Source organism: Bradyrhizobium sp. HKCCYLRH3099 (assembly GCF_051167855.1).
Classification (GTDB): domain Bacteria; phylum Pseudomonadota; class Alphaproteobacteria; order Rhizobiales; family Xanthobacteraceae; genus Bradyrhizobium.
Genome location: NZ_JBNPTW010000019.1, coordinates 103,290 through 126,353, shown reverse-complemented (window position 1 = coordinate 126,353; position 23,064 = coordinate 103,290). Strand labels below are relative to the sequence as shown.

Genomic DNA, 23,064 nt, shown 5'->3' with positions numbered 1-23,064 from the left:
GCGTCTTGCCCAATTTGGCGTGTGCGCGCCGGTCTCTGATATACGGCGAACGGACGACGATTGAACCGGTATTTGAGTCGCGCCCGCAAAATTCCCGCGCGCCGCCAGGCGGCCGAGCCGCCCGACAAAAGCCCTGCAATCACCCTCCCGGCATCGTTGACGCAGGTTCCCCGGTCGGGGCACTTTGCCGGCGCCACCTTCCCAATCCCTCCTCAGCCGCAGGCATCTCCATCCGATGGCCAAATCGCCGTTACCTCCTGCCCTGGCGGCGTTCGTGGCGGCAACGGCCAGGCGCGACATGACCGGAGTGGCCTATGCAGTCATGCTGCTCGGCAACGCTGCGATGGTCCTGCTGACATTGGACGCGGCCTATGCGGCCGCGCACGGCTGGATTTACGCCCTGTTATGCGGATGCCTTGCCTTCTTCGTCGCCGAATGGGGGATCCGGGTTCAGGCGGCCGTTCGGATGCACCAGGCGACCGCCTACCTCACCTCGGGTCGCGGCCTGGTGGACGCAGCCTCCGCGACCGCCGTTCCGATCGCCTTGGCCGCAGGGGTCGAGCCGCGTACCGCATGGCTGCTGGCGTTCGCCTGGGCGCTGAAGGTGATCCCGGGCGTGCCCGGCCTGCGCCGGCTCCGCCGGGTGATGGTGGTGGAGGCCCGCCCCCTGCTGTCGGTGCTGGTGCTGTTCCTGCTGGTGCTGTTTCTCGGCTCGGTCGCGGAATACACGCTCGAACATGACGTGCAGCCGGCCACCTTCGGCACCATCCCCTCGGCGATGTGGTGGGCCGTCGTCACGCTCACCACGACCGGCTATGGCGACGTGGTGCCGATCACCCCGTTGGGGCGGACGGTGGCCGCGATGGTGATGATCTCGGGCCTCGGCGTGTTCGGGCTCTGGACCGGTATCCTGGCGACCAGCTTTGCCGCCGAGACCCGGCGCGACAATTTCTTGAAGACCTGGGAATTGGTCAGCCGCGTGCCGTTCTTCGCCAGCCTCGGCCCTTCCACCATCGCCGACGTCACCCAGATGCTGCGCACCATCGACCTGCCGCCCCGCGCGACCGTGATCCGCAAGGGCGAGCCGGGCGACTGCATGTATTTCATCGCGGCGGGCGAGGTCGAGGTCGATCTTCCCGGCAAGAAGGTCAGGCTCGGCGAGGGCGCGTTCTTCGGCGAGATGGCGCTGCTTGGGAACAATCTGCGCTCGGCCAACATCAGCACCACCAACCTGTCGAAGCTGCTGGTGCTCGACCTCGTCGATTTTCGCGTGCTGATGGCACGCCATCCCGATCTGGCGCGGAGCATCGATGCCGAAGCCCAGCGCCGCGCCTTGGAGAACAGGACATGAGTGATCAGAACAGCCCAATCGAGGACGCGCCGAGCACGCCGGTCCTGACGATCGAGGGCCCGCGCGCCACGATCCGGCTCAACCGTCCCCGCCATCTCAACCGGCTGCAGCCCGAGGATCTCGGCGCGCTGCTCGATCTGTTCGACCGGATCGAGGCGGATGCGACCTTGCGGGTGCTCGTCCTGACCGGCACCGGACGCGCCTTCAGCGCCGGCTTCGACCTCGGCGCCATCGGCGCGGCGCCCGGCAGCGACACCGACGGGCGTTCCACGCCGGCCTTCGAGGCCGTGGTCGACCGGCTCGAGGACCTGACCCTGCCGACGATCTGCCGGATCAATGGCGGCGTCTATGGCGGCTCGACGGACCTCGCGCTGGCCTGCGATTTCCGGATCGGAGTCGACAGCGGCGAAATGTTCATGCCGGCGGCCAGGCTCGGGCTGCACTACTATCCGAACGGCATCAAGCGCTACGTCTCGCGCCTCGGCGTCGACCATGCGAAGCGCCTGTTCCTGACCGCGGAGAAGATCGACGCCGCCGAGATGCTACGGATCGGCTATCTCACGCGCATGGTGCCGGCCGACGGCCTCGATGCGGAGGTCGACCGTCTTGCGACGATCCTGGCCGGCAACGCGCCACAGGCAATGCGGGGCATGAAGCGCGCCATTAACGAATTCGCGCGCGGCGCGCTCGACGATGCGGCGGCCCGCCGCAGGCATCAGGACAGCACCACCGGGACCGAGATCAGTGAAGGCATGAAATCGTTTGCAGAGAAAAGGCCGCCGCGATTCTGAGCGCCGTCGAGCTACGCGTCGGACTCATTTTGCATGCAAAGGCCTGTATCCAGCCGGTGTGCGGACACACGCTCAGCGAACTATCGACGTAAAGCTCCAATTTGCGGTTGACAGCCTTTTGCCCGTGGCTAGCTTGAACCACCGGCGGAGAAATTCACATGCAAGTGATGGACGCGTATTGGGGGCGACGAGCACTGGACTACGTCGATGCGATCGAAGCGTCGAAGACCAGCGCGAGCGTCCTCTCCCAGTTCGAAAAGATGATCGGCGATCTGGGATTTCACGCCTATATCATGGCCGGCGTGCCCGCCCCGGGGCAATCCTTGCAGCAGACCATGCTGGCGAATGGTTGGCCGCGTGAATGGTTCGACATGTACGCGCGGGAACAGTTTCACCGCTGCGATCCAATTCCGCGGCACTGCCTCTCCACATTGAATCCATTCGCATGGTCGGAAGCCCCCTATGACCGGCAGGATGAGCCGGGCGCGCATGAGGTGATGATGCGTGCCAAGGACTTCCGATTGAACGAAGGCTTCTGCGTGCCCATCCACTATGACGACGCCGTCGGCGCCGTCAGCGTGGCCGGCGAGCATCCGAACCTGGCGCCAGACGCGCGCGGCGCGCTGCATCTGATCAGCATCTTCACCCACAGCAGGCTGCGCGCGCTGGCGCGCACCGCCACGAGCAACCCGACCCGGCGGCTGTCACGGATCGAGGCCGAGGTGCTGAGCTGGGCGGCGCGGGGCAAGACCGCATGGGAGACCGCGCGCATCCTCGGCGTGTCCGAGCGCAACGTGCGCTGGCATCTCGAAGAGGCGCAGCGCAAGCTCGCGACGAAGAACAAGACGGCGACGGTTGCGACCGCGCTTGTCAACGGCGAGATCACCATCTGATCTGGCGTTTTTGCCACTGGATCAATCGAAGCGCATCGGCAATCTGCAGACCCCATATTTGTTCAGACGACCGGGGGTTTCGATGCCTGAGATTCATGTCGTTCGAAAAGATAATCGCGCGCTCTACGAATCATATTTCGATCCGTATTTTCGGCTGCGTCACGAGATCTACGTCAAGCAGCGCAAATGGATGGCCCTCGATCGTCCCGACGGCCGTGAGATCGACCAGTTCGACACCGATGATTCCGTCTACCTGTTCTGCATCGACCATGGCCAGCTGATCGGCGCGATGCGCGCGGTGCCGACCTTGATGCCGACATTGATGAGCGACATCTTCCCCTATCTCAATCTGCGCGGCCCGATCCAGCGACCGGACGTCTACGAACTGTCGCGGATCTTCGTGATCCCGGAGCGGCGCGGCGAACATGCCGGACCGCGAATCGACATGCTGCTGCTCACCGCCATCATGGAATATGGCATCTCGATCGGGCTGACGGCGTTCTCGATCGTGCTGGAAAGCTGGTGGCTGCCGCGCTTCGAGAAATGCGGCTGGAAGGCCAAGCCGCTCGGCGTGCCTCACCTGATGGACGGGATGTCGGTGATGGCCGTCCTGGTCGATTGTGATGAATCGACCTGGAAATCGCTATGCAAGCAGATTGGTCTGAAGCGGCCGACATTGACCTGGCGAGGGCTCGAGGACGTCAACCGCCGGGCCCTGCCGGATATCTTTCTTCATCTTCCAGCAGCCGTTCAGCCAGCGCAATGAGCTGCTCCCGATGCCGCGTCAGCCTGAGCTTATGGAATGCCTTCAAGAGGCGGTGACCAAGGAGCGTCGCCTCATCCACCTCGAGCGCGTAAAGGTTGGACGGCGTGTTCATGGAATCCATCGCTGACACTTCAGGTTTCGAGCCGTGACTGAACCTTCAATCGAGAAGATCATCGAGCGTCTACAATTCTGCATCGTTGATGCTCGGGCGATGCAACTCAAAATGTTAGAGAGGATTTTGTCAATATCATTGCTCGAGGCCCATGAGCTCAAGGAAAAATGCGCGCCGAAGCCGAGTAGCAGCAACCACTAGGTCTGCTGCGGCAAGTCTCACGCAGGAGACGTGGCGCTTCGCCCGCGGCATCCTCCGACAACGCCTTGATTCCAGGACAGCTTTGAATGCGAACGCCGGCGCGTGCATGGACGCCCTGTCGACAGTCGCGCGCGCGCCGCACGCGAACGACACCCGGGCGGGCACAGTGTGGCGCCGATGTCGCTTGTCAAAAAAGTAAACGCAGAAGGCAATTTCGGGGTGCGATGGCCCCGCTTCGCCTGGGCCGGAGCGCCGAGTCCCGCCAATCGGAACTCGCACTCGGCTTTTGGACCATCATCGCCGTTGCGTCGCGCGGCCGCTCGGGTCAGGTGCCGTCGTCGTGAAAACGGACGGTGTCGGCCACCGTCGCCCGTCCGGTGCGGTAGGAGTTGGCCTTGTGGCCGAGATCGGGATAGCCGAACGAGATGCCGCAGACGATCCTGCGATCATCGCCGAGCCCGAAATGCCGGCGCACCAGGTCGGAGTGAAAGGCCAGCGCCGCCTGCGGCACCGTGGCCACGCCGAGCGCCTGCGCCGCCAGCATGAAGCTCGTGACATAGCCGCCGCAATCGATCGCGCCATACGTGCCGAGCGCCTCGTCGCTATGGATGATCGCCACATGCGGCGCGCCGAACAAATTGTAGTTCTCCAGCGCCTGCTTGGCATATCCGGCCTTGTCGCCCTTGGCGATGCCCAGCGCATTATACAGCTGGAAGCCGCTCTCGCGCCGCCGCTCCAGATAGACGCCGTTGTATTCACGCGGAAACGGAAAGTCGCCCGACGCCGGCTTTCCGCTCGACGCCGCCGTGTACATCACCTTGCGAAACGCCTCGGTCGCCGCGCCCGATGTGATCTCCACCCGCCACGGCTGGCTGTTGCACCACGACGCGGTCTTCTGCGCGGCGGTCAGGATGCGCTCGATGATCGCGCGCGGCACGAGATCGGCGCGGAAGCTGCGGCAGGAGAACCGCGCGGCCATGAGGTCTTCGAGGACGTTGATCGCGTCTTGCTCCGGCTTCGGCGCTGCTGCTGACATCATGACCTTCCTGGATTCCGATTGAAGCGCACGCGCGCTCGCTTTCCACCCCCGTCATTACGGGACGATCGCAAAGCGACCGAACCCGGAATCTCGAGCTTGCAAAAAAGAGAGGCAAGCCCACCTCGGGATTCCGGGTTCAAGGCCTCTCGGCCTTGCCCCGGAATGACGGCATGTGTGGCTAGCCGCGTCCCTTAGTCGGGACCTTGTTGAACGGCACGTCCTTGTCGACCCGGATGTCGCCGGGCAGGCCGAGCACGCGTTCGGCGATGATGTTGCGCAGGATCTCGTCGGTGCCGCCGGCGATGCGCATCGACGGCGCAGTCAGCAGCATCTGCTGGAACTGACCCTGCGTCTCCGCCTCGTCCGCGCCGGTGAGCACGCCAGCCGCGCCTTCGAGGTCCATCGCGTAGCTCGCGATGTCCTGCAGCATCACGCCGGCGACCAGCTTGCCGATCGAATTCTCCGGGCCGGGCCGATCGCCCTTGGACAACGCCGAGATCGCGCGGTAACTGGTGTACTTCAAGCCGCTTGCCTTCACAGCCCATGACGCCAGCTTGGAGCGCGTCGCGCGATCGTCGATGGCGAGACCGTTGTCGGTCATCAGATTGGAGCAGAACTCGAACATCTCGGGGAAGCCGGTCGCGAGCCGCGCGCCGATCGACATGCGCTCGTTCATCAAGGTCGTCAGCGACACGTTCCAGCCGTCGCCGACCGCGCCGAGCCGCTGGGAGTCCGGAATCATCACGTCGGTGAAATAGACTTCGTTGAACTCCTGCATGCCGTTGGCCTGCTTGATCGGACGGACCTCGACGCCGGGGCTCTTCATGTCCAGGAAGAACATCGTGAGCCCCTTGTGCTTCGGCACGTTGGGATCGGTGCGCGTGATCAGCAGGCCGTAATCCGAGTAGTGCGCGCCGGACGTCCAGATCTTCTGGCCGTTGATCACCCAATCGTCGCCGCGCTTCTCGGCGCGGGTGCGCAGTCCCGCGACGTCGGAGCCGCCGGCGGGCTCGGAGAACAGCTGGCACCAGATCTCCTCGCCCGAGGCCAGCTTCGGCAGATAGCGGCGCTTATGCGCCTCGCTGCCATAGGCCATCACGGTCGGGCCGCACATGCCTTCGCCGATCTGGAACGGCTGCGTCAGCTTGCCGTAGACGCCCTCCTCCTGCTGCCAGATCACGCGCTCGATCGGCGTCGCGCCGCGGCCGCCATAGTCCATCGGCCAGTGCAGACAGGCCCAGCCGGCGTCGGACTTCTTCTTCTGCCAGGCCTTGCCCACCTCGACGATGTCGGCGTGCTTCAGCCGGATGCGCCCGAGCGAGGAGCTCGCAAGCTCTTCCTCCAGCTCCTTCGGCGCATTGGCCGCGACCCAGGCGCGCGCGGTCTCGCGAAAGGCGGCTTCCTGCGGGGTGTCGTCGAAGTTCATGCCCTGACCCTCACTTGATATGCGTAGGGCGGGTTAGCCGAAGGCGTAGCCCGCCGCTTGATTGACATCGATGAAGCCATCGGCGGGTTACGCTGCGCTAACCCGCCATACGACTTCGTTGAATATCTCTCCTCATGGTGAGGAGGCGCCCCTTGGCGCCGTCTCGAACCATGAGGCCCGTGATGTCGGCCTCATCCTTCGAGACGCTGCTGCGCAGCTCCTCAGGATGAGGGTCTACGCCCGCCCCTTGGTCGGGACCTGGTTGAACGGCAGGTCCTTGTCGACCCGGATGTCGCCGGGCAGGCCGAGCACGCGCTCGGCGATGATGTTGCGCATGATCTCGTCGGTGCCGCCTTCGACGCGGGTGCCGGGCGCGCGCAGCAGCATCGCCTGGAATTTGCCGGCGACGTCAGCCTCGGGACCGCTGAGCACGCCGGCGGCCCCCTGCAGATCGAGCGCGTAGGACGCCACGTCCTGCACCATCGAGCCCGCGACCAGCTTGCCGATCGAGTTCTCCGGCCCCGGACGCTCGCCTTTCGACAGCGCCGAGATCGCGCGCATGCTGGTGTATTTCAGCCCGCTCGCCTTCACCGCCCAGTTCGCCAGCTTCGAGCGCACGTTGCGGTCCTCGATCGCGGGGCGATCGTCGAGCATGATGTTGGAGCAGAAGTCGAACAGCTCGGGGAAGCCGGTGGCAACACCGGCGCCGATCGACATACGCTCGTTCATCAGGGTGGTGAGCGCGACGTTCCAGCCGTCATTGACGGCACCGAGCCGCTGCGAATCCGGAATCACGACATCGGTGAAATAGACCTCGTTGAAATCCGAGTGGCCGCTGGCCTGCTTGATCGGGCGGACCTCGACGCCGGGGCTCTTCATGTCCAGGAAGAACATGGTGAGGCCCTTGTGCTTCGGCACGGTCGGATCGGTGCGCGTCAGCAGGATGCCGTAGTCGGAGTAATGCGCGCCCGAGGTCCAGATCTTCTGGCCGTTGATCACCCAGTCGTCGCCGCGCTTCTCGGCGCGGGTGCGCAGGCCGGCGACGTCGGAGCCGCCCGCCGGCTCGGAGAACAGCTGGCACCAGACCTTCTCGCCGGATGCGAGCGGCGGCAGATACTGCCGCTTATGCTCCTCGGAGGCGTAGGCCATCACGGTCGGGCCGCACATGCCGTGGCCGATGATGAACATCGCGGAGAGCTTGCCGAACGGCCCCTCCTCCTGCTGCCAGATCACGCGCTCGATCGGCGAGGCGCCGCGGCCGCCATACTCCTTCGGCCAGTGCAGGCAGGCCCAGCCGGCATCGGCCTTCTTCTTCTGCCAGGCTTTTGCGACCTCGAGAATGTTGGCGTTCTTCAGCGCGGTGCGTCCGAGCGAGGACGCGCGCAGTTCGTCCTCGTATTGCTTGGGCGCGTTCGCGGCGATCCAGGCACGCGCCTGGCTGCGAAACGCGGCCTCTTGCGGGGTGTCATCGAAGTTCATGGTCTAAACCCTGCTGTTGTAGCAATTGACCCGTCAATTTCCACATCGTCATTGCGAGCGAAGCGAAGCAATCCAGTGCCAAACGAAGATTCTGGATTGCTTCGTCGCCGGAGCCTGCCATCGGGCTCGCCGGAGGCGAGACCCGGTGGGCTCCTCGCAATGACGACGGCACATTCAAGCTTGGCTCACGCCGCGTTGCGCTTGCGCATGCGGTCGATCAGCTGGTCTTCCCAATAGGACAGGCTGCCGAGGCCGAGCGCGAGCGCGTTGGCCCGGCGGTAGTACATGTGGCAGTCGAACTCCCAGGTGAAGCCCATGCCGCCATGAACCTGAATGTTGTTCTTGCCGCAGTGCTGATAGGCCTGCGTCGCGCTGATGCGCGCCGAGGCCGCGGCCTCCGGCAGTTCCGGCGCGTTGGTCGACAGCGCCCAGGCGCCGTAATAGGCGTTGGAGCGCGCGAGCGTCGCCGAGACGTACATGTCGGCGAGCATGTGCTTGACCGCCTGGAACGACCCGATCGGCCGGCCGAAGGCGATGCGGTCGAGCGCGTAGTCGCGGCCCATCTCCAGCGCGCGATCGGAGCCGCCGACCTGCTCGAACGCCGTCAGCACCGCCGCGCGGTCGAGCACCTGGCTGATGATGCTCCAGCCCTCGCCGGCCGCGCCGAGCGGCTCGGCCTTGCAATTCGTGAAGGTGAGCTCGGCCTGGCCGCGGGTCGGATCGAGATTGGTCAGTGCCTTCGCCTCGACGCCGCCGGACTTCGCATCGACCAGGAACAGCGAGATGTCGCTATCGCGGCCGGTCGAGGCGGTGCGCGCGGCGACGATGATGAGATCGGCGATCGCGCCGTCGGCGACCGGCTTCTTGGTGCCGTTGAGCACGCCATTGGCGGCTGCGAGCTTGATCGCCTTCGGCGACGGATTGCCCGTGCCCTCGAACAAAGCGAGCGTGCCGATCGTCTCGCCGCTCGCGATCTTCGGCAGCCAGGCCTGCTTCTGCGCATCGCTGCCGGCGAGCATCAGCGCTTCCGCCGCGAGATAGACGGTCGAGGAGAACGGCACCGGCGCGAGCGCGCGGCCGACTTCTTCTGCGATCACGCAGAGTTCAAGGTGGCCGGCGCCCGCCCCGCCATATTCCTCGGGAATGGCGACGCCGAGAAAGCCCATCTCGGCAAAGCCCTTCCACAGCGCGCGGTCATAGGCCTCCTTGCCGTCGAGCACGACGCGCACGGCCTTCGGCGGGCACTTCTCGGCGAGGAATTTCCGCGCCTGGTCCCGCAGCTGTTTCTGATCGTCGGAGAAATCGAAGTTCATGGATGTCACTCGCCTTGGAAGTCGGATCTAAAGCTTGCCGTCAATCCGGGGCGCGCGGAGCGCGAGCCCGGAATCCATACGCCCGATCGGGGTTATGGATTCCGGGCCTGCGTGCTTCGCACGCATCCCGGAATGACGAGTGGAAAGAGACGGGTCGCATCACAGCACGATCACGTCGCTGTCGGGCGTCGCGGCATAGAGCCGCTCAACCAAAGCGGCGCGGCGCTCGAGGCCGGCGCGCTGGTTGATGTAGCCCTTGTCGGTCAGCTCATGGCCGTCGATCGACGGCGGCTCGGCCATCAGCATGACGCGGCCGATGCGCCGGCTGCTGGCGCCTTCGCAGTCCTTGTTGTGCGCCTGGAGGCCGCGGCGGACGCAGTCGATGACCGCCGGATGCTTCACCACGTCCTCGAACGTCGCTTGGGGATTGCCGACCAGTTGGCGGCAGGCATGCAGGTTCGGCCAGGCCAGCAGGCCGATGTAGTCGCGGTCCTGCCCCGCCACCAGCGCATCATGGATCGCCGGCGTCGCGGCCGCGATCGCATCGGTGCGCAGCGAGCCCACATGGACGAAAGTGCCGGTGGTCAGCTTGAAGTCCTCGACCACGCGGCCGGCGAAAATGATGCCCTGCGCGGGATCATTGGGATCGACGAACACGCCGGCGTCGCCGATGCAATAGAAGCCTTCGTCATCGAACGCCTTTGCCGTCAGCTCGGGCTGGCCGAAATAGCCGGGCATGACGTTGATGCCGCGCAGGCGCAGCTCGTATTTGTCGCCGGTCGGCACCATCTTTAGCTCGACGCCAGGGAATGGCAGGCCGATCAGGCCGACGCGCTCGGTGTTCCAGTAGGTGCCGGTCGAGGTCGGCGCGGTCTCGGTCGAGCCCCAGCCGGTGTAGAACACGATGCGCTCGCCGGTGGTCTTCACCGCCAGCGCCTGCATGCGCTCATACAGATCGTCCGGCAGCCGCGCGCCGCCATAGGCCATGATGCCGAGATCCTTGAAGAAGGAGCGGCACAGCGCATCGTCCTTCTCCATCGCCGCGGCCAGCGCGGCGTAGCCCGCGGGAACGTTGGCGTAGTAGGTCGGCGACACCTCGCGCAAATTGCGGAGGCTCTCCTCGAACATTCCGGGCATCGGGCGGCCGTCGTCGATATACAGCGTGCCGCCATCGATCAGCAGCGGATTGAACGCCGCGTTGCCGCCCATCGTGTGATTCCACGGCATCCAGTCCAGGACCGTGGAGATCGGCGCATCCGGCGCACGCGGCCGCGTCTGCATCATCATCGCCGCATTGGCGCACATCATCCGCTGGGTGTTGATGACCGCCTTGGGCATGCCGGTGGAGCCGGAGGTGAACAACAGCTTGCCGACGGTGTCGGGCGTGATCTGCGCGATGGAGGCATCAACGTCGTGGGTCGCGGGCGTCGCAGCAAGATCGGCGAAGCTGACGCTCGGAATGCTCTCGCAGGGACGCGCGACATGAACCACGGTGACGCCGTCGAGATCGAGCGCCTTCAGCGCCTTCTCGAAGGTCGGGCCGTCCTGCACCATCACGACGCCGGGCTTCACGAGGCCGAAGAGATATTTCAGCTTGAGATGATCGTGGCTCATCAGCGAATAGGCCGGCGACACCGGCGCCGCCGGGGAGCGGGCCTGCATCGCGGCGAACGTCATCAGCGCATGCTCGATGGAATTGCCGGAGAGGATCGCGACCGGACGGCCGTCGAGCTTCAGATTGAGCAGGCCTTGCGTCAGCCCGTCGACGGTGCGCTTGGCATCCGCATAGGACAACTTGCGCCATTGGCGCTCGGGGCCGGTGCGCTGCGCGAGCCAGGTCCGCGTCGGCGCCTCCTTGGCCCAGCGGGCGAGCGGCGCGGCGAGATGCGGCTCATAGGCCTGCAGCGGAATCCGCGACTTGATGACGATCACGCCATCCGCGCGCTTGTCGACATCGATGTCGCGCGCCAGCCAGTTGACCTTGCGGAATGCCGGCTTCTCCAACACCTTCGCTGCCGTCCCTTCCATTTTGCGTCTCCCGAAATATCGTCCTTTGCGGATCTTGATATCTAGCGGTTGGTATAGACCGGCTTGCGCTTCTGGAGGAAGGCTTCAATGCCTTCCTTGAAATCTTCCGAGCGGCTGCACAGCACCTGGTTGCGATCTTCCATCGCTATGACGGCCTCGATCGATGAGGCATCGACGCTCATGTTGAGGCATTCCTTCGACAAGCGAAGACCGACCGGGGAGGCCGTCATCATCGCGTCGATGATCGGCGCGGCGGCATCATCGAGCTGATCCTCTTCGACGATCTCCGACACCAGCCCGACCATCAGCGCGCGTTCGGCGCCGATGAAGCGTCCGGTGAGGATCAGCTCGGAGGCGACGGAGACGCCGACCAGGCGCGGCAAAAAGTAGCTGGTGCCGATGTCGCAGCCGCCGAGGCCGAGCTTGATGAAGGCGCAGTTCATCCGCGCGGAGCGCGTGGCAATGCGGATGTCGGCGGCAAGCGCCAGTGCGAAGCCGCCGCCGGCGGCCGCGCCCTGCACCAGCGCTATGATCGGCTGCGGGCAGCGCCGCATCAGCATCACGATGTCGGCGATGCGCCGCTGCGAGTCCAGGGATTCGGTCACACCAGGTGGCTCGTTGACTCCGCCGCGGCGCTGCATCGCGGCCTTGAGATCGAGGCCGGCGCAGAAATTCTTGCCGGCGCCCTTGAGCACGACGACGCGTGTCGTGCGGTTGCGCTGCAGGCTTTCGAAGTAGGTATTGAGCGCGTCGATCAGCGCCGGGTCGAGCGCGTTCAGGCTCTCCGGACGATTGAGCGTCACCCGGTCGACGCCGTTGTCGTGCTCAATCAGCAGCGGTTGGGACATGGCGCGCTCTTTCCTCACCGTCATCCCGGCGAACGCCGGGATCCATAGCCACCGGCTTCATTGGTTAGGGAGCGGCGTCTGCCAGAGTGCTTCTCACAGACGCCGCGGAGTATGGGTCCCGGCTCAAGGCCGGGACGACAGCGGAGGTTGCCGTCAGCGCGGGGCCATACGGATGGCGCCGTCGAGGCGGATGGTTTCGCCGTTGAGCATCGGGTTCTCGACGATGTGGACGGCGAGGTTGCCGTATTCCGAGGCGTCGCCGAGGCGGGCGGGATGCGGCACCTGGGCGCCGAGGCTCTTGCGCGCCTCTTCGTTCAGGCCCATCAGCAGCGGCGTCAGGAACAGGCCGGGCGCGATGGTGTTGACGCGGATCTTCTGGCTGGCGAGATCGCGCGCGGCCGGAAGGGTGAGGCCGACGACGCCGCCCTTCGACGCCGAATAGGCGATCTGGCCGATCTGGCCTTCATAGGCCGCGACGCTCGCGGTGTTGATGGCGACGCCGCGCTCCTCGCCGATCGGCTCGGCGGTCACGAGACGCTCGGCGAACAGGCGCAGCACATTGAAGGTGCCGATCAGGTTGACGTTGATGATGCGCGCGAACTTGGCGAGCGGATAGACGCCGTCCTTGCCGACGATGCGCTGCGAGCCGCCGATGCCGGCGCAGTTCACCAGCACACGGGCGACGCCGTGCGCGGCTTCTGCCTTGGCGATGCCAGCCTTGACCTGCTCCTCATTGGTGACGTCGGCATGCAGGGCCACGCCCTTGAGCTCGGCCGCGACCTTCTCGGCATTCTCCAGGCTCTGATCGAGCACGGCGATCTTGGCGCCCTTCGCGGCCATGGCGCGCGCCGTGGCGGCGCCGAGACCCGAGCCACCGCCGGTGATGAGAACGGCAACGTTGTTCAACTGCATGGTTAAGTTTCCTCCGTGGATGTTTCTTGTTGGCGGCAAGGAGCGAGCGGCAAACACCTACTCGCCATTCGCCCTCTTCAATATCCCGCCGCAGATCAGCGCCTCCATGTGGGCGATGTACTGGCGGCAGACTTCGTCGGTGACCGGGCCGACGCCGATCGCGCGCGACATGGCGTGGCGGCCGAAGAACAGGTGATCGCAGGCGCCGATCAGGCTGGTGTAGAACAGCACGGGATCGACGGCGCGGAACTCGCCCTTGGCGATGCCCTCTTCGATCAGCCGGCGATGGAATTCCAAGAGCGGCGCGACGAAGAATTTCGACACCTCGTTGGCGGCGTCGGCGCTGCTCTCGTGCAGAAGATAGTGGATCAGCCGGTTCATGTAGGGAAACCGGTGATAGGCGCGGATGATGCCGCTGATGTGCAGCTTCAGCTTGGCGGTCGGCGGCAGCGGCTGCGCCAAGAGATATTCGAGATTGGCGACCTCAGTGGCCGCGTCGCGCGCGAGAAGCGCCAGCAGCAGGCCGTCCTTGTTGCCGAAATGGTATTTCACCAGCGCGGCGTTAGAGCCGGACTTCTGGGCGATGTCGCTGAGCGAGATCTCGATCGAGGACCGCTGGATCATCAGCTCGCTGGCGGCATCCAGCAGCTTTTCCGCGGTGGCATTCCGCCCCACGGCAAGCTTCTCCGGCGCGCTGGTCTGCAGCTGAGGTCCCAAAACGGTGCCCACCTTGGACGTTTCCCACCTGATTGTTGGGGCCAGATAAGCCGAAGCCGGAGGCGATCTCAAGAGTTAATTGATCGATTGACTAAAGCTCAATCGCGCATTTAAATCCCTCCCAATCAACGAACCAAGTCTAGGGAGGAAACCTCATGGCGGAAGCCTATATCGTCGCGGCTGCGCGCACGGCCGGCGGTCGCAAGGGCGGGCGTCTGTCCGGCTGGCATCCGGCGGATCTGGCGGCGAAGGTGCTGGACGCGCTGGTCGAGCGCTCCGGCGCCGCGCCGGACCAGGTCGAGGACGTGATCATGGGCTGCGTCATGCAGACCGGTGAGCAGTCGACCAACATCGCGCGCAATGCGGTGCTGGCCTCGAAGCTGCCGGAGAGCGTGCCGGGCACCTCGATCGACCGCCAGTGCGGCTCGTCGCAGCAGGCGCTGCACTTCGCCGCGCAGGCAGTGATGTCGGGCGCGATGGATGTGGTGATCGCCGCCGGCGTGGAGTCGATGACGCGCGTGCCGATGGGCCTGTCCTCCACCTTGCCGGCGAAGAACGGCTTCGGGCACTACAAAAGCCCGAGCATGGAGAGCCGCTATCCGAACATCCAGTTCAGCCAGTTCACCGGCGCGGAGATGATGGCGGAGAAGTACGGTCTCTCGAAGGATGAGCTCGACGAATACGCCTATAACAGCCACCAGCGCGCGATCGCGGCGACGCAAGGAGGGCACTTCAAGGACGAGATCATCCCGCTGCAGATCACCCGCGCGGACGGCTCCACCGACACCCACCATATCGACGAGGGCATCCGCTTCGACGTCAGCCTCGACGGCATCAAGGGCGTCAAGCTGATTGCCGAGAACGGCAAGCTGACGGCGGCGTCCGCCAGCCAGATCTGCGACGGCGCCTCCGGCGTGATGGTCGTCAACGAGCGCGGCCTGAAATCGCTCGGCGTCAAGCCGCTGGCCCGCGTGCACCACATGACCATGATGGGCGGCGATCCCGTCATCATGCTGGAAGCCCCGCTGCCGGCGACGCAGCGCGCGCTGCAGAAGGCCGGCATGTCGATCGACGACATCGACCTCTACGAGGTCAACGAGGCCTTCGCCTCGGTGCCGACCGCGTGGCTGAAGACCACCGGCGCCGATCCGAGCCGTCTCAACGTCAATGGCGGCGCGATCGCGCTCGGCCATCCGCTCGGCGGCTCCGGCACCAAGCTGATGACGACCTTGCTGCATGCGCTGAAGCAGCGCAACAAGCGCTACGGCCTGCAGACGATGTGCGAAGGCGGCGGCATGGCGAACGTGACGATCGTCGAGCGGCTGTAGCTCTCGCAACACCACCGGTGTCGTCCCGGCCTTGAGCCGGGACCCATAGCCACCGAAATCGATTTTGGGCGAGCTGGAGCCACAGCTCGCTCTCACCACAGGCCCCTGTGGTTATGGGTCCCGGCTCAAGGCCGGGACGACAGCTTTTTCCTAATTTAGCGGTGAGCCCATCATGACCCACCCGTCCATTTACGCCCAGAGCCATCCCGACAAGATCGCCTATCAGATGGCCGGCACCGGCAAGGCCATCACCTATCGCGAGCTCGACGAGCTCTCCAACCAGGGCGCCCAGCTGTTTCGATCGCTCGGGCTGAAGGCCGGCGACCACGTCGCCTTCCTGATGGAGAACCGGCTCGCCTTCATGGAGATCGCCTGGGCCGCGCAGCGCTCGGGCCTCTACTACACCGCGATCAGCCGCTACCTCACCAAGGACGAGATCGCGTATATCATCAAGGATTGCGGCGCCAAGGTCTTCATCACCTCGCCGAAATGCGCCGAGCAGGTGCGCGACCTCGTCACGGCTGACGGCCCGCTGTTCTTCATGGTCGACGAGCCCGAGCCCGGCTTTCGCTCCTGGGACAAGGAAGCCGGCGCGCAGCCCAGGACGCCGATCGCCGACCAGGTCGCCGGCTATGACATGCTGTATTCGTCGGGCACGACCGGGCGGCCGAAGGGCATCAAGAAGGATTTCGAGGGCAATCCGATCGATCAGCCCAACCAGTTCCTGCGCGTGCTGTGCGCCGACATGTGCGGCATGAATGCCGAGAGCATCTACCTGTCGCCGGCGCCGCTGTATCATGCGGCCCCCTTGCGCTTCAACATGATGGCGATCACGCTCGGCGGCACGTCGATCATCATGGAGCATTTTGACGCCGAGGAGTTCCTGAAGCTCGTCCAGACGTACAAGATCACGCAGTCGCAGCTGGTGCCGACGATGTTCGTGCGCATGCTCAAGCTGCCGGAGGATGTCCGCAAGCAGTACGACGTCTCCACCCTGAAGGGCGCGATCCATGCGGCGGCGCCCTGCCCTGTCGACGTCAAGGCCAGGATGATCGACTGGTGGGGGCCGATCCTGATCGAGTACTATGCCGGCTCCGAAGGCAACGGCGTCACGGTCTGCACCTCCAAGCAATGGTTGGAGCATCGCGGCAGCGTCGGCCGCGCCGTGGTCGGCAAGATCAAGATCCTCGGCGAGGACGACCAGGAGATGCCGACCGGCGAGATCGGCACGGTGTATTTTGCCGATGCGCCTGTTTTCTCCTATCACAACGACCCGGAGAAGACGAAGCGCGCCTACAATGACAAGGGCTGGTCGACGCTGGGCGATGTCGGCTATCTCGACGCCGACGGCTTCCTGTATCTGACCGACCGCAAGTCCTACATGATCATCTCCGGCGGCGTGAACATCTACCCGCAGGAGACCGAGGACGTCCTGATCACGCATCCGGATGTCGCCGATGTCGCGGTGTTCGGCGTGCCGAACGAGGAGATGGGCGAAGAGGTCAAGGCCGTCGTGCAGCCGCACGACATGGCGCGCGCCGGCAAGGCGCTCGAGGAACAGCTGATGCTGTTCTGCCGCCAGCATCTCTCGCCGATCAAATGCCCGCGCTCGATCGACTTCGAGCCGGAGCTGCCGCGCACCCCGACCGGCAAGCTGGTCAAGCGCCATCTGCGCGAGCGCTATTGGCCGAAGAAGGGCGCGGGGTAAGCGGGCCGCGCCTGCAGCTCAAAGCAACGGTGTCGTCCCGGCCTTGAGCCGGGACCCATAGAGCCACCGTCCCGAGTTTTGCGAAAGCTGGAGCTGCCAGCGCTGCCTACCACATTATCCTGTGGTTATGGGTCCCGGCGTTCGCCGGGACGACACAGATGAGGGCCGCGATGACCTCTTCTTTTCCACTTCCAGCTCTTCCCCCTCTCCCTCTTCCTCCCACTATCCGCTCGCGCTTCGTCGACGGCATCAACGGCTTGCGCATGCACGTGCTCGAAGCTGGCTTCGAGACGCCCGGCCGGCCATGCATACTGCTGCTGCACGGCTTTCCCGAGCTCGCCTATAGCTGGCGCAAGGTGATGCCGGCGCTGGCGGCGGCGGGCTATCACGTGCTGGCGCCGGACCAGCGCGGCTATGGCCGCACCACCGGCTGGAGCGCGGACTATGACGGCGACCTCGCGCCGTTCCGTTTCACCAATCTGGTGCGCGATGCGCTCGGCGTCGTCTACGCGTTTGGCCATCGTCATGTGGCGGCGGTGGTCGGACACGACTTCGGCAGCCCGGTCGCGGCGTGGTGCGCCCTGATCCGTCCCGACGTGTTTCGATCGGTGGTGATGATGAGCGCGCCGTTCGCGGGCCCGCCGGCGGCACCGTTCGACATCGCCAATCATCCTCTCGTGCCACCCGATGATCCCGTGCATCGCGATCTCGCCGCGCTGCCGCGGCGACGCAAGCACTATCAATGGTACTACTCGACGCGAGAGGCCAACGCCGACATGCATCGCGCGCCGCAGGGCCTGCATGCCTTCCTGCGCGCCTATTATCACCACAAGAGCGCGGATTGGCCTGACAACAGTCCCGCACCGTTGCAGGCATGGACAGCGAGCGAGCTGTCGAAGCTGCCGACCTACTACGTCATGGACCTGGACAAGACGATGGCCGAGACCGTCGCCGAGGTGATGCCTGACTCTGCGACGATCGCGGGCAATCGCTGGCTGCCGGATCATGAGCTCGCGGTCTACGCCGCCGAATATGAACGGACCGGCTTCCAGGGCGGCCTGCAATGGTATCGCTGCGGCACGTCAGGCCTGTTCGACGCGGAATTGCAGACATGGTCCGACCGCACCATCGACGTTCCGTCCGCATTCATCTCAGGGCTGCAAGACTGGGGCATCTACCAACGGCCCGGCGTGCTTGAAGCGATGCAGTCCCGAGTGTGCACCAACATTATCCTGAGCGAGCTGATCGATCGCGCCGGACATTGGGTGCAGCAAGAGCAGCATGACAAAGTCAATGAGCTCCTGTTCACGTTCCTGAACAAATCGACAGCCTGATTTTGGACGCGTTGCGGCCTCATCAGGCGAATCGAGGAACGAACATTCGGGGTGCGACGTTTTGGCATCCGGGCGATGCGCATCAGGAGATGAATTCATGGATAAGAAGATCGCAGGCTTGTTGGGCGCGGTCGCCGCTGTCGGCGCGCTCGGCACGGGCCAGGCGTCAGCGGCTCCGGCCCCCACCGACGTGCTGAAGGCCAATTCCTACGCCGATCTGCTCGAGCCGATCCCGAATGCGGCCAAGGTGCTGCAGGCGCTCGACGAGCAGGCGCCGCCGGAGGCCGAGCCGAAGGTGCAGTTGGCGCAGTGGTACCATCACCACCATCATCATCACCACCATCACCATGGCTACTGGCGCGGCTATGGCTACGGCCCCGGCTATGGATATGGCTACGGTCCCCGGGTCTATGTGGTGCCGCGCCGGTACTACCATCACCACCACCATCATCACCATCACCACTGGTACTACGATCGCTATTGATCGTCGTCAGGTGAAGGCCGTGAGGGCGTCGATCGCAAGGTCGGCGCCCTTTCGTTTTTGGGGGCGAGACAATCGCGTGTGGCGGCACTACCGAAACGAGCGGGTCGTCAAATTGTTACTCCGTCATGCCCGGGCTTGACCCGGGCATCCACGTGGTTCTCAGCATGCCGGACGACGTGGATGGCCGGGACAAGCCCGGCCATGACGTCGTGGAGAGATGAGCGCAAAACTTCGATGGTCGCATGCGACAGCCCTGTTTTGCTGCTTTCAGGACTTGCGCGCCTTCTCCTTCGCCGCGCGGTGGAGATGGCGGTAGGTGCCGTCGAACACGGTGTCGGTGCTCGACACCCATTCGGTCTCCTTGGCGAGCACCGGACGGCTGGCGTGGATGCGGCGCGACTGCAGCTCGCGCTCGGCGGCCTCGTCGGGGCTCATCGGCTCCACCGTGAAGTTGGCCTCCTCGGGAATCACGATCACCTGCGCGAACGGCTCGCCCGGACGGAAGATATGCGTGCGCCCCTCGGCCGGCGCCTTGAACACGCAGAAGAACAGCATCGGCCAGAAATTGCGCACCAGCGCCGGAACCGCGATCGGGCAGGTGTCGGTGCGGTCGGTGTAGAAGCGCGGATGCGGCTCGGTGCGGATCGCAAAGCCAGGCGGCACCTTGAGATCGATCAGGATCTGATAGGTGTAGAACGCATCGCCGAAATTGCGGAACGGCGGCCATTGCAGGCTCGGGCTCGGCGGCTCGCCCCAATCGCCCGACAGCTCCAGCTTGCCGTCGCGCGTCGTCACCTGCAGCTCGAAATCATACGGATAGAACAGCTCGATGCCGTATTGCGCGCCTTCGGAGAACGGCACGCAGTGCCAGACCTGCTCGTGCGAGCCATTCGCGCGCGGCTGCCGCTCGCCGGCCCAGCCCGGAATATCCATCCTGGTCCGTCGCGGCGCCAGTCTCGGATCATTCAGCCGGTATTTGACGCTGGTCATTGGAACTCCTTAGGTAGCCAAGCGGAAACGCGAACCGTGAATTTGCCCAGGGGTTCCCTGACTGGGGCCTGAATGCGACCTCACGAAAACGTTTCGCGACCACCGCGCGGCGGCAGTTTGACCGCGCTGCGGCAAAACCATATAGCGTTTAGAAACGTTCTAAACTCGACTGCGTTGAGAACGGCAATCCGGGGACCTTGGAATGAAGAATTTCGCCGACCTCACCGAGCGCGAGATCCTGGCGATCGCGATCTCGGCCGAAGAGGAAGACGGCCGCATCTACATGAGCTTCGCGGAAGACTTGGCGGAGCGGTATCCGGATTCGGCGAAACTGTTCGAGCAGATGGCCGAGGAGGAGAAGGGCCACCGCCATATGCTGCTCGAGCTCTATGAGGAGCGCTTCGGCAAGAACCTGCCGCCGATCCGGCGCGAGAACGTCAAAGGGTTCATGCAGCGCCGGCCGATCTGGCTGACAAAGAACCTGTCGCTCGACGCCATCCGCAAGGAAGTCGGCACCATGGAATTCGAGGCCGAGCGGTTCTATGCCAAGGCCGCCGAACAGGCCAAGGACGTCGGCGTGCGCCGGCTGCTCGGCGATCTCGCCGAGGCGGAGAAGGGCCACGAGAAGGTCGCGGCGCAACTGACCGACAAGATCCTCAGCCCGGACGTCCGCGACAAGGAAGACGAGACGCGGCGCCGCGTGTTCGTGCTGCAATATGTGCAGCCGGGTCTCGCCGGATTGATGGACGGTTCGGTCTCCACGCTGGCGCCGCTGTTCGCGGCCGCCTTTGCCACGCATCAGAATTTCCAGACCTTCCTGGTCGGCCTCGCCGCCTCGATCGGCGCCGGCATCAGCATGGGCTTTGCCGAGGCGCTGTCTGATGACGGCTCGCTCACGGGGCGCGGCTCGCCCTGGCTGCGTGGCGCGGTCTGCGGCGCGATGACGACGCTCGGCGGCCTCGGCCATACGATGCCCTATCTGGTGCCGGACTCCTGGCCCAACGCGTTCTGGATCGCGACGGCGATCGCCAGCCTCGTCGTGTTCTTCGAGCTGTGGGCCATCGCCTATATTCGCGCGCGCTACATGGACACGCCGTTCATGCAGGCCGTGTTCCAGATCGTGCTCGGCGGCATCATCGTGCTGGGTGTGGGAATATTGATCGGCGCAGCCTAGCATCGCCCCGGCAGGCGGAACGTCCAGCCACGGCGCCGATGGCGCCCCATCGATCGCAACGGAAGGCTCGTGATGACACCACGCCTGCACTACGGCACGCCCGCGAAGGTCCTGCATTGGCTGGTGGTGGCGCTGCTCGCCATCCAATATCCGATCGGCTGGCTGATGCCCGACCTGCACGCCGACACGCCGCCGGGCGCACCGATGATCCTGCACGTCTCGTTCGGCCTCACCATTCTGCTGCTGATCGTGCTGCGCTTTGTCTGGCGGCTCACCCATCCCGTTGCGCCCGAAAGCTCGCTGCCGCCTTGGCAACGTCTGAGCTCCGAAGCGGTGCACTGGATGCTCTATGTGATGGTGTTGGCGACCACGATGACCGGCTGGCTGTTTGCTTCTTATCGCGGCTGGAGCGTGTCGTACTTCTATCTGTTCCAGCTGCCGATGCTGGCGGCGCGCAATCCCGCAGGCAATCGCACCATCGACGGGCTGCACCAGGCGTCGGAGTGGCTGCTGCTGATCCTGATCGTCGTGCATGTCGGCGCGGCGCTGGCCCACATCTTCGTTTATCGCGACCGCGTCATGCAGCGCATGCTGCCCGGTTGACGGCGCGCCCTCCGCAATTTCGATCAAGCGCCTGCTGCGCACCTGGGGTAGAAAGGAACCTCCACGCGCACGAGGAGCAGGACCTTGGCTGCATCGCAATGGACGTTCGCAACCGCCGTCGAGACGGCGAAAGCTCTAGCACATCGCGAGGTCTCATCGGTCGAGCTGACGCAGCTCGCGATTGACCGCATCGAACAACATGACGACAAGATCAACGCGATCTGCGTGCGCGATTTCGATCGCGCGCTGGAGGCCGCCCGCGTGGCCGACGCGCGGCTGGCCCGCGGCGAGCGCGCCCCGCTGCTCGGCCTGCCGCTGACGGTGAAGGAATCCTACAACGTCGCCGGCCTGCCGACGACCTGGGGCTTTCCGCAGCAGAAGAATTTCGTCGCGGCCGAGGATGCGCTGACGGTGACGCGCGTGAAGGACGCGGGCGGCATCGTGCTCGGCAAGACCAACGTGCCGCTCGGGCTCGGCGATTGGCAGAGCTACAACGACATCTACGGCACGACCAATAACCCTTACGATCTCGGCCGCACGCCGGGCGGCTCGTCCGGCGGATCGGCGGCGGCGCTCGCCGCCGGCTACGGCTCGCTGTCGCTCGGCTCGGACATCGGCGGCTCGCTGCGGGTGCCGGCGTTTCATTGCGGCGTCACCGCGCACAAGCCGACCTATGGCCTCGTGCCGACGCGCGGCCACACGCCGCCGCCGTTCCAGCCGCTGCCGAACGAGGCCGACCTCGCCGTGGTCGGCCCGATGGCGCGCTCGGCGGCGGATCTGTCGCTGCTGCTCGACGTGATGGCGGGACCGGATCCGATCGAGGCCGGCAAGGCGTATCGGCTGGAGCTGCCACCCGCGCGGCACACGCGCCTGCAGGATTTCCGCGTGCTGGTGGTGGCGAGCGACCCGCTGCTGCCGACCGACAGCGCCGTGCGCGGCGCCATTGAGCGGCTCGCAGCTGATCTGGCGAAGGCCGGCGTCAATGTCGTGAGGGAGAGCCCGCTGCTGCCGGACTTCGCAGCAACCAGCCGGCTCTATATGCGCCTGCTGCTCGGCTTCCTCGGCGCGACCATGCCGCCGCAGGTCCACGCCGAGGCCAGCCAGGCCGTCGCGCATTTGCCGAAGGAGGCAATGAGCCTCGCGGCCGAGCGGCTGCGCGGCCTCGCGCTTAGCCATCGCGACTGGGTGCAGGCCAACAACGCCCGCTTCGGCCTGCGCGCGCAGTGGCGAGCGCTGTTCGCGCAGTTCGACGCGGTGATCTGCCCGATCATGCCGACGCCGGCGTTTCCGCACGACCACTCGCCGGATCAGCGGGAGCGCCGAATCAAGATCGATGGCGTGGAGCACGACTACAATGATCAGCTCGCCTGGCCGGGTATCGCCACCCTGCCCGGTCTGCCGGCCACGCAGATTCCGCTCGGGCTCGCGGATGGCCTGCCCGTGGGCGTGCAGATCGTCGGCCCCTTCCTCGAAGACCGCACGCCGATCAAGCTCGCCGAACTGATCGAGCGCGAGTTCGGCGGCTTCACGCCCCCGCCGATGTTCGCGGATTAGTTCGATCTTCGAG

General features: G+C 65.2%; 20 protein-coding genes. 11 read left to right on the top strand and 9 right to left on the bottom strand.

Annotation, left to right across the window (positions count from 1 at the left end; translation table 11 throughout):
- Positions 1-235: 235 nt before the first annotated feature.
- The 4 genes from ACQR1Y_RS28610 to ACQR1Y_RS28595 all read left to right on the top strand — a co-directional run bounded on the left by ACQR1Y_RS28610 (position 236) and on the right by ACQR1Y_RS28595 (position 3,801).
- Positions 236-1,351: a cyclic nucleotide-gated ion channel gene (locus tag ACQR1Y_RS28610; RefSeq protein ID WP_434878959.1), complete on the top strand. Its 1,116-nt coding sequence runs from the start codon at positions 236-238 to the stop codon at positions 1,349-1,351.
- Positions 1,348-2,142 (top strand): enoyl-CoA hydratase/isomerase family protein, encoded by a 795-nt coding sequence (locus ACQR1Y_RS28605; RefSeq protein ID WP_434859650.1) that lies wholly within the window; start codon positions 1,348-1,350, stop codon positions 2,140-2,142. The genes ACQR1Y_RS28610 and ACQR1Y_RS28605 overlap by 4 nt, the downstream gene beginning before the upstream one ends.
- Positions 2,143-2,300: 158 nt before the next feature.
- Positions 2,301-3,035, top strand: a complete 735-nt coding sequence (locus tag ACQR1Y_RS28600; RefSeq protein WP_434859649.1) for a helix-turn-helix transcriptional regulator — start codon at positions 2,301-2,303, stop codon at positions 3,033-3,035.
- Positions 3,036-3,117: 82 nt separating this feature from the next.
- Complete coding sequence (locus ACQR1Y_RS28595) at positions 3,118-3,801, top strand: acyl-homoserine-lactone synthase (protein ID WP_434878960.1); 684 nt, start codon at positions 3,118-3,120, stop codon at positions 3,799-3,801.
- Between the two features lie 638 nt (positions 3,802-4,439).
- Here ACQR1Y_RS28595 and ACQR1Y_RS28590 read toward each other — a convergent pair.
- The 8 genes from ACQR1Y_RS28590 to ACQR1Y_RS28555 all read right to left on the bottom strand — a co-directional run bounded on the left by ACQR1Y_RS28590 (position 4,440) and on the right by ACQR1Y_RS28555 (position 13,876).
- The gene (locus ACQR1Y_RS28590) at positions 4,440-5,093 is read right to left on the bottom strand and encodes a nitroreductase (protein ID WP_434879043.1); all 654 of its coding nucleotides are present in this window, start codon (positions 5,091-5,093) and stop codon (positions 4,440-4,442) included.
- A 238-nt stretch (positions 5,094-5,331) separates the two neighbouring features.
- Positions 5,332-6,579 carry an acyl-CoA dehydrogenase gene (locus ACQR1Y_RS28585; RefSeq protein ID WP_434878961.1) on the bottom strand — a complete coding sequence of 416 codons (1,248 nt, stop codon included), beginning with the start codon at positions 6,577-6,579 and terminating at the stop codon, positions 5,332-5,334.
- A 234-nt stretch (positions 6,580-6,813) separates the two neighbouring features.
- Positions 6,814-8,058, bottom strand: a complete 1,245-nt coding sequence (locus ACQR1Y_RS28580) for an acyl-CoA dehydrogenase (RefSeq protein WP_434878962.1) — start codon at positions 8,056-8,058, stop codon at positions 6,814-6,816.
- Between the two features lie 185 nt (positions 8,059-8,243).
- Positions 8,244-9,371 (bottom strand): acyl-CoA dehydrogenase family protein, encoded by a 1,128-nt coding sequence (locus ACQR1Y_RS28575; protein WP_434878963.1) that lies wholly within the window; start codon positions 9,369-9,371, stop codon positions 8,244-8,246.
- A 159-nt stretch (positions 9,372-9,530) separates the two neighbouring features.
- Positions 9,531-11,399: an AMP-binding protein gene (locus ACQR1Y_RS28570; RefSeq protein WP_434878964.1), complete on the bottom strand. Its 1,869-nt coding sequence runs from the start codon at positions 11,397-11,399 to the stop codon at positions 9,531-9,533.
- A 41-nt stretch (positions 11,400-11,440) separates the two neighbouring features.
- Entirely contained in the window at positions 11,441-12,247 is an 807-nt protein-coding gene (locus ACQR1Y_RS28565; protein ID WP_434878965.1) for an enoyl-CoA hydratase/isomerase family protein, read from the bottom strand.
- 153 nt (positions 12,248-12,400) lie between these two features.
- The gene (locus ACQR1Y_RS28560; RefSeq protein ID WP_434859642.1) at positions 12,401-13,159 is read right to left on the bottom strand and encodes an SDR family NAD(P)-dependent oxidoreductase; all 759 of its coding nucleotides are present in this window, start codon (positions 13,157-13,159) and stop codon (positions 12,401-12,403) included.
- 57 nt (positions 13,160-13,216) lie between these two features.
- Positions 13,217-13,876, bottom strand: coding sequence for a TetR family transcriptional regulator (locus ACQR1Y_RS28555; protein WP_434859884.1), 660 nt, complete (start codon positions 13,874-13,876; stop codon positions 13,217-13,219).
- Positions 13,877-14,031: 155 nt separating this feature from the next.
- Between ACQR1Y_RS28555 and ACQR1Y_RS28550 the strand changes: the two genes are divergently transcribed.
- From ACQR1Y_RS28550 to ACQR1Y_RS28535, 4 genes are all read left to right on the top strand, one after another.
- The gene (locus tag ACQR1Y_RS28550; RefSeq protein WP_434878966.1) at positions 14,032-15,204 is read left to right on the top strand and encodes an acetyl-CoA C-acetyltransferase; all 1,173 of its coding nucleotides are present in this window, start codon (positions 14,032-14,034) and stop codon (positions 15,202-15,204) included.
- 172 nt (positions 15,205-15,376) lie between these two features.
- Positions 15,377-16,912, top strand: coding sequence for an acyl-CoA synthetase (locus ACQR1Y_RS28545; protein ID WP_434878967.1), 1,536 nt, complete (start codon positions 15,377-15,379; stop codon positions 16,910-16,912).
- 263 nt (positions 16,913-17,175) lie between these two features.
- The gene (locus ACQR1Y_RS28540) at positions 17,176-18,246 is read left to right on the top strand and encodes an alpha/beta fold hydrolase (RefSeq protein WP_434879044.1); all 1,071 of its coding nucleotides are present in this window, start codon (positions 17,176-17,178) and stop codon (positions 18,244-18,246) included.
- A gap of 97 nt (positions 18,247-18,343) precedes the next feature.
- A complete protein-coding gene (locus ACQR1Y_RS28535; RefSeq protein WP_315722176.1) occupies positions 18,344-18,730 on the top strand; it encodes a hypothetical protein in 387 nt (128 codons plus the stop codon).
- Positions 18,731-18,997: 267 nt separating this feature from the next.
- Here ACQR1Y_RS28535 and ACQR1Y_RS28530 read toward each other — a convergent pair whose 3' ends face one another.
- Positions 18,998-19,720 carry a hypothetical protein gene (locus ACQR1Y_RS28530; RefSeq protein WP_434859639.1) on the bottom strand — a complete coding sequence of 241 codons (723 nt, stop codon included), beginning with the start codon at positions 19,718-19,720 and terminating at the stop codon, positions 18,998-19,000.
- A 202-nt stretch (positions 19,721-19,922) separates the two neighbouring features.
- Here ACQR1Y_RS28530 and mbfA point away from each other — a divergent pair, with 202 nt between their 5' ends.
- The 3 genes from mbfA (at position 19,923) to ACQR1Y_RS28515 (ending at position 23,051) form a co-directional block, all read left to right on the top strand.
- Positions 19,923-20,894, top strand: a complete 972-nt coding sequence (gene mbfA / locus ACQR1Y_RS28525; RefSeq protein ID WP_434859638.1) for an iron exporter MbfA — start codon at positions 19,923-19,925, stop codon at positions 20,892-20,894.
- A gap of 72 nt (positions 20,895-20,966) precedes the next feature.
- Positions 20,967-21,497, top strand: a complete 531-nt coding sequence (locus ACQR1Y_RS28520) for a cytochrome b (protein ID WP_434878968.1) — start codon at positions 20,967-20,969, stop codon at positions 21,495-21,497.
- Positions 21,498-21,581: 84 nt separating this feature from the next.
- Positions 21,582-23,051: an amidase gene (locus ACQR1Y_RS28515; RefSeq protein ID WP_434878969.1), complete on the top strand. Its 1,470-nt coding sequence runs from the start codon at positions 21,582-21,584 to the stop codon at positions 23,049-23,051.
- The last annotated feature ends 13 nt before the right edge of the window (positions 23,052-23,064 follow it).

Excerpts from the sequence above, each read along its gene's own strand:
- ACQR1Y_RS28610 (WP_434878959.1), top strand. The coding sequence starts at position 236 with ATGGCCAAATCGCCGTTACCTCCTGCCCTGGCGGCGTTCGTGGCGGCA.
- ACQR1Y_RS28605 (WP_434859650.1), top strand. The coding sequence starts at position 1,348 with ATGAGTGATCAGAACAGCCCAATCGAGGACGCGCCGAGCACGCCGGTC.
- ACQR1Y_RS28600 (WP_434859649.1), top strand. The coding sequence starts at position 2,301 with ATGCAAGTGATGGACGCGTATTGGGGGCGACGAGCACTGGACTACGTC.
- ACQR1Y_RS28595 (WP_434878960.1), top strand. The coding sequence starts at position 3,118 with ATGCCTGAGATTCATGTCGTTCGAAAAGATAATCGCGCGCTCTACGAA.
- ACQR1Y_RS28590 (WP_434879043.1), bottom strand. The coding sequence starts at position 5,093 with ATGGCCGCGCGGTTCTCCTGCCGCAGCTTCCGCGCCGATCTCGTGCCG.
- ACQR1Y_RS28585 (WP_434878961.1), bottom strand. The coding sequence starts at position 6,579 with ATGAACTTCGACGACACCCCGCAGGAAGCCGCCTTTCGCGAGACCGCG.
- ACQR1Y_RS28580 (WP_434878962.1), bottom strand. The coding sequence starts at position 8,058 with ATGAACTTCGATGACACCCCGCAAGAGGCCGCGTTTCGCAGCCAGGCG.
- ACQR1Y_RS28575 (WP_434878963.1), bottom strand. The coding sequence starts at position 9,371 with ATGAACTTCGATTTCTCCGACGATCAGAAACAGCTGCGGGACCAGGCG.
- ACQR1Y_RS28570 (WP_434878964.1), bottom strand. The coding sequence starts at position 11,399 with ATGGAAGGGACGGCAGCGAAGGTGTTGGAGAAGCCGGCATTCCGCAAG.
- ACQR1Y_RS28565 (WP_434878965.1), bottom strand. The coding sequence starts at position 12,247 with ATGTCCCAACCGCTGCTGATTGAGCACGACAACGGCGTCGACCGGGTG.
- ACQR1Y_RS28560 (WP_434859642.1), bottom strand. The coding sequence starts at position 13,159 with ATGCAGTTGAACAACGTTGCCGTTCTCATCACCGGCGGTGGCTCGGGT.
- ACQR1Y_RS28550 (WP_434878966.1), top strand. The coding sequence starts at position 14,032 with ATGGCGGAAGCCTATATCGTCGCGGCTGCGCGCACGGCCGGCGGTCGC.
- ACQR1Y_RS28545 (WP_434878967.1), top strand. The coding sequence starts at position 15,377 with ATGACCCACCCGTCCATTTACGCCCAGAGCCATCCCGACAAGATCGCC.
- ACQR1Y_RS28540 (WP_434879044.1), top strand. The coding sequence starts at position 17,176 with ATGCACGTGCTCGAAGCTGGCTTCGAGACGCCCGGCCGGCCATGCATA.
- ACQR1Y_RS28535 (WP_315722176.1), top strand. The coding sequence starts at position 18,344 with ATGGATAAGAAGATCGCAGGCTTGTTGGGCGCGGTCGCCGCTGTCGGC.
- ACQR1Y_RS28530 (WP_434859639.1), bottom strand. The coding sequence starts at position 19,720 with ATGACCAGCGTCAAATACCGGCTGAATGATCCGAGACTGGCGCCGCGA.
- mbfA (WP_434859638.1), top strand. The coding sequence starts at position 19,923 with ATGAAGAATTTCGCCGACCTCACCGAGCGCGAGATCCTGGCGATCGCG.
- ACQR1Y_RS28520 (WP_434878968.1), top strand. The coding sequence starts at position 20,967 with ATGACACCACGCCTGCACTACGGCACGCCCGCGAAGGTCCTGCATTGG.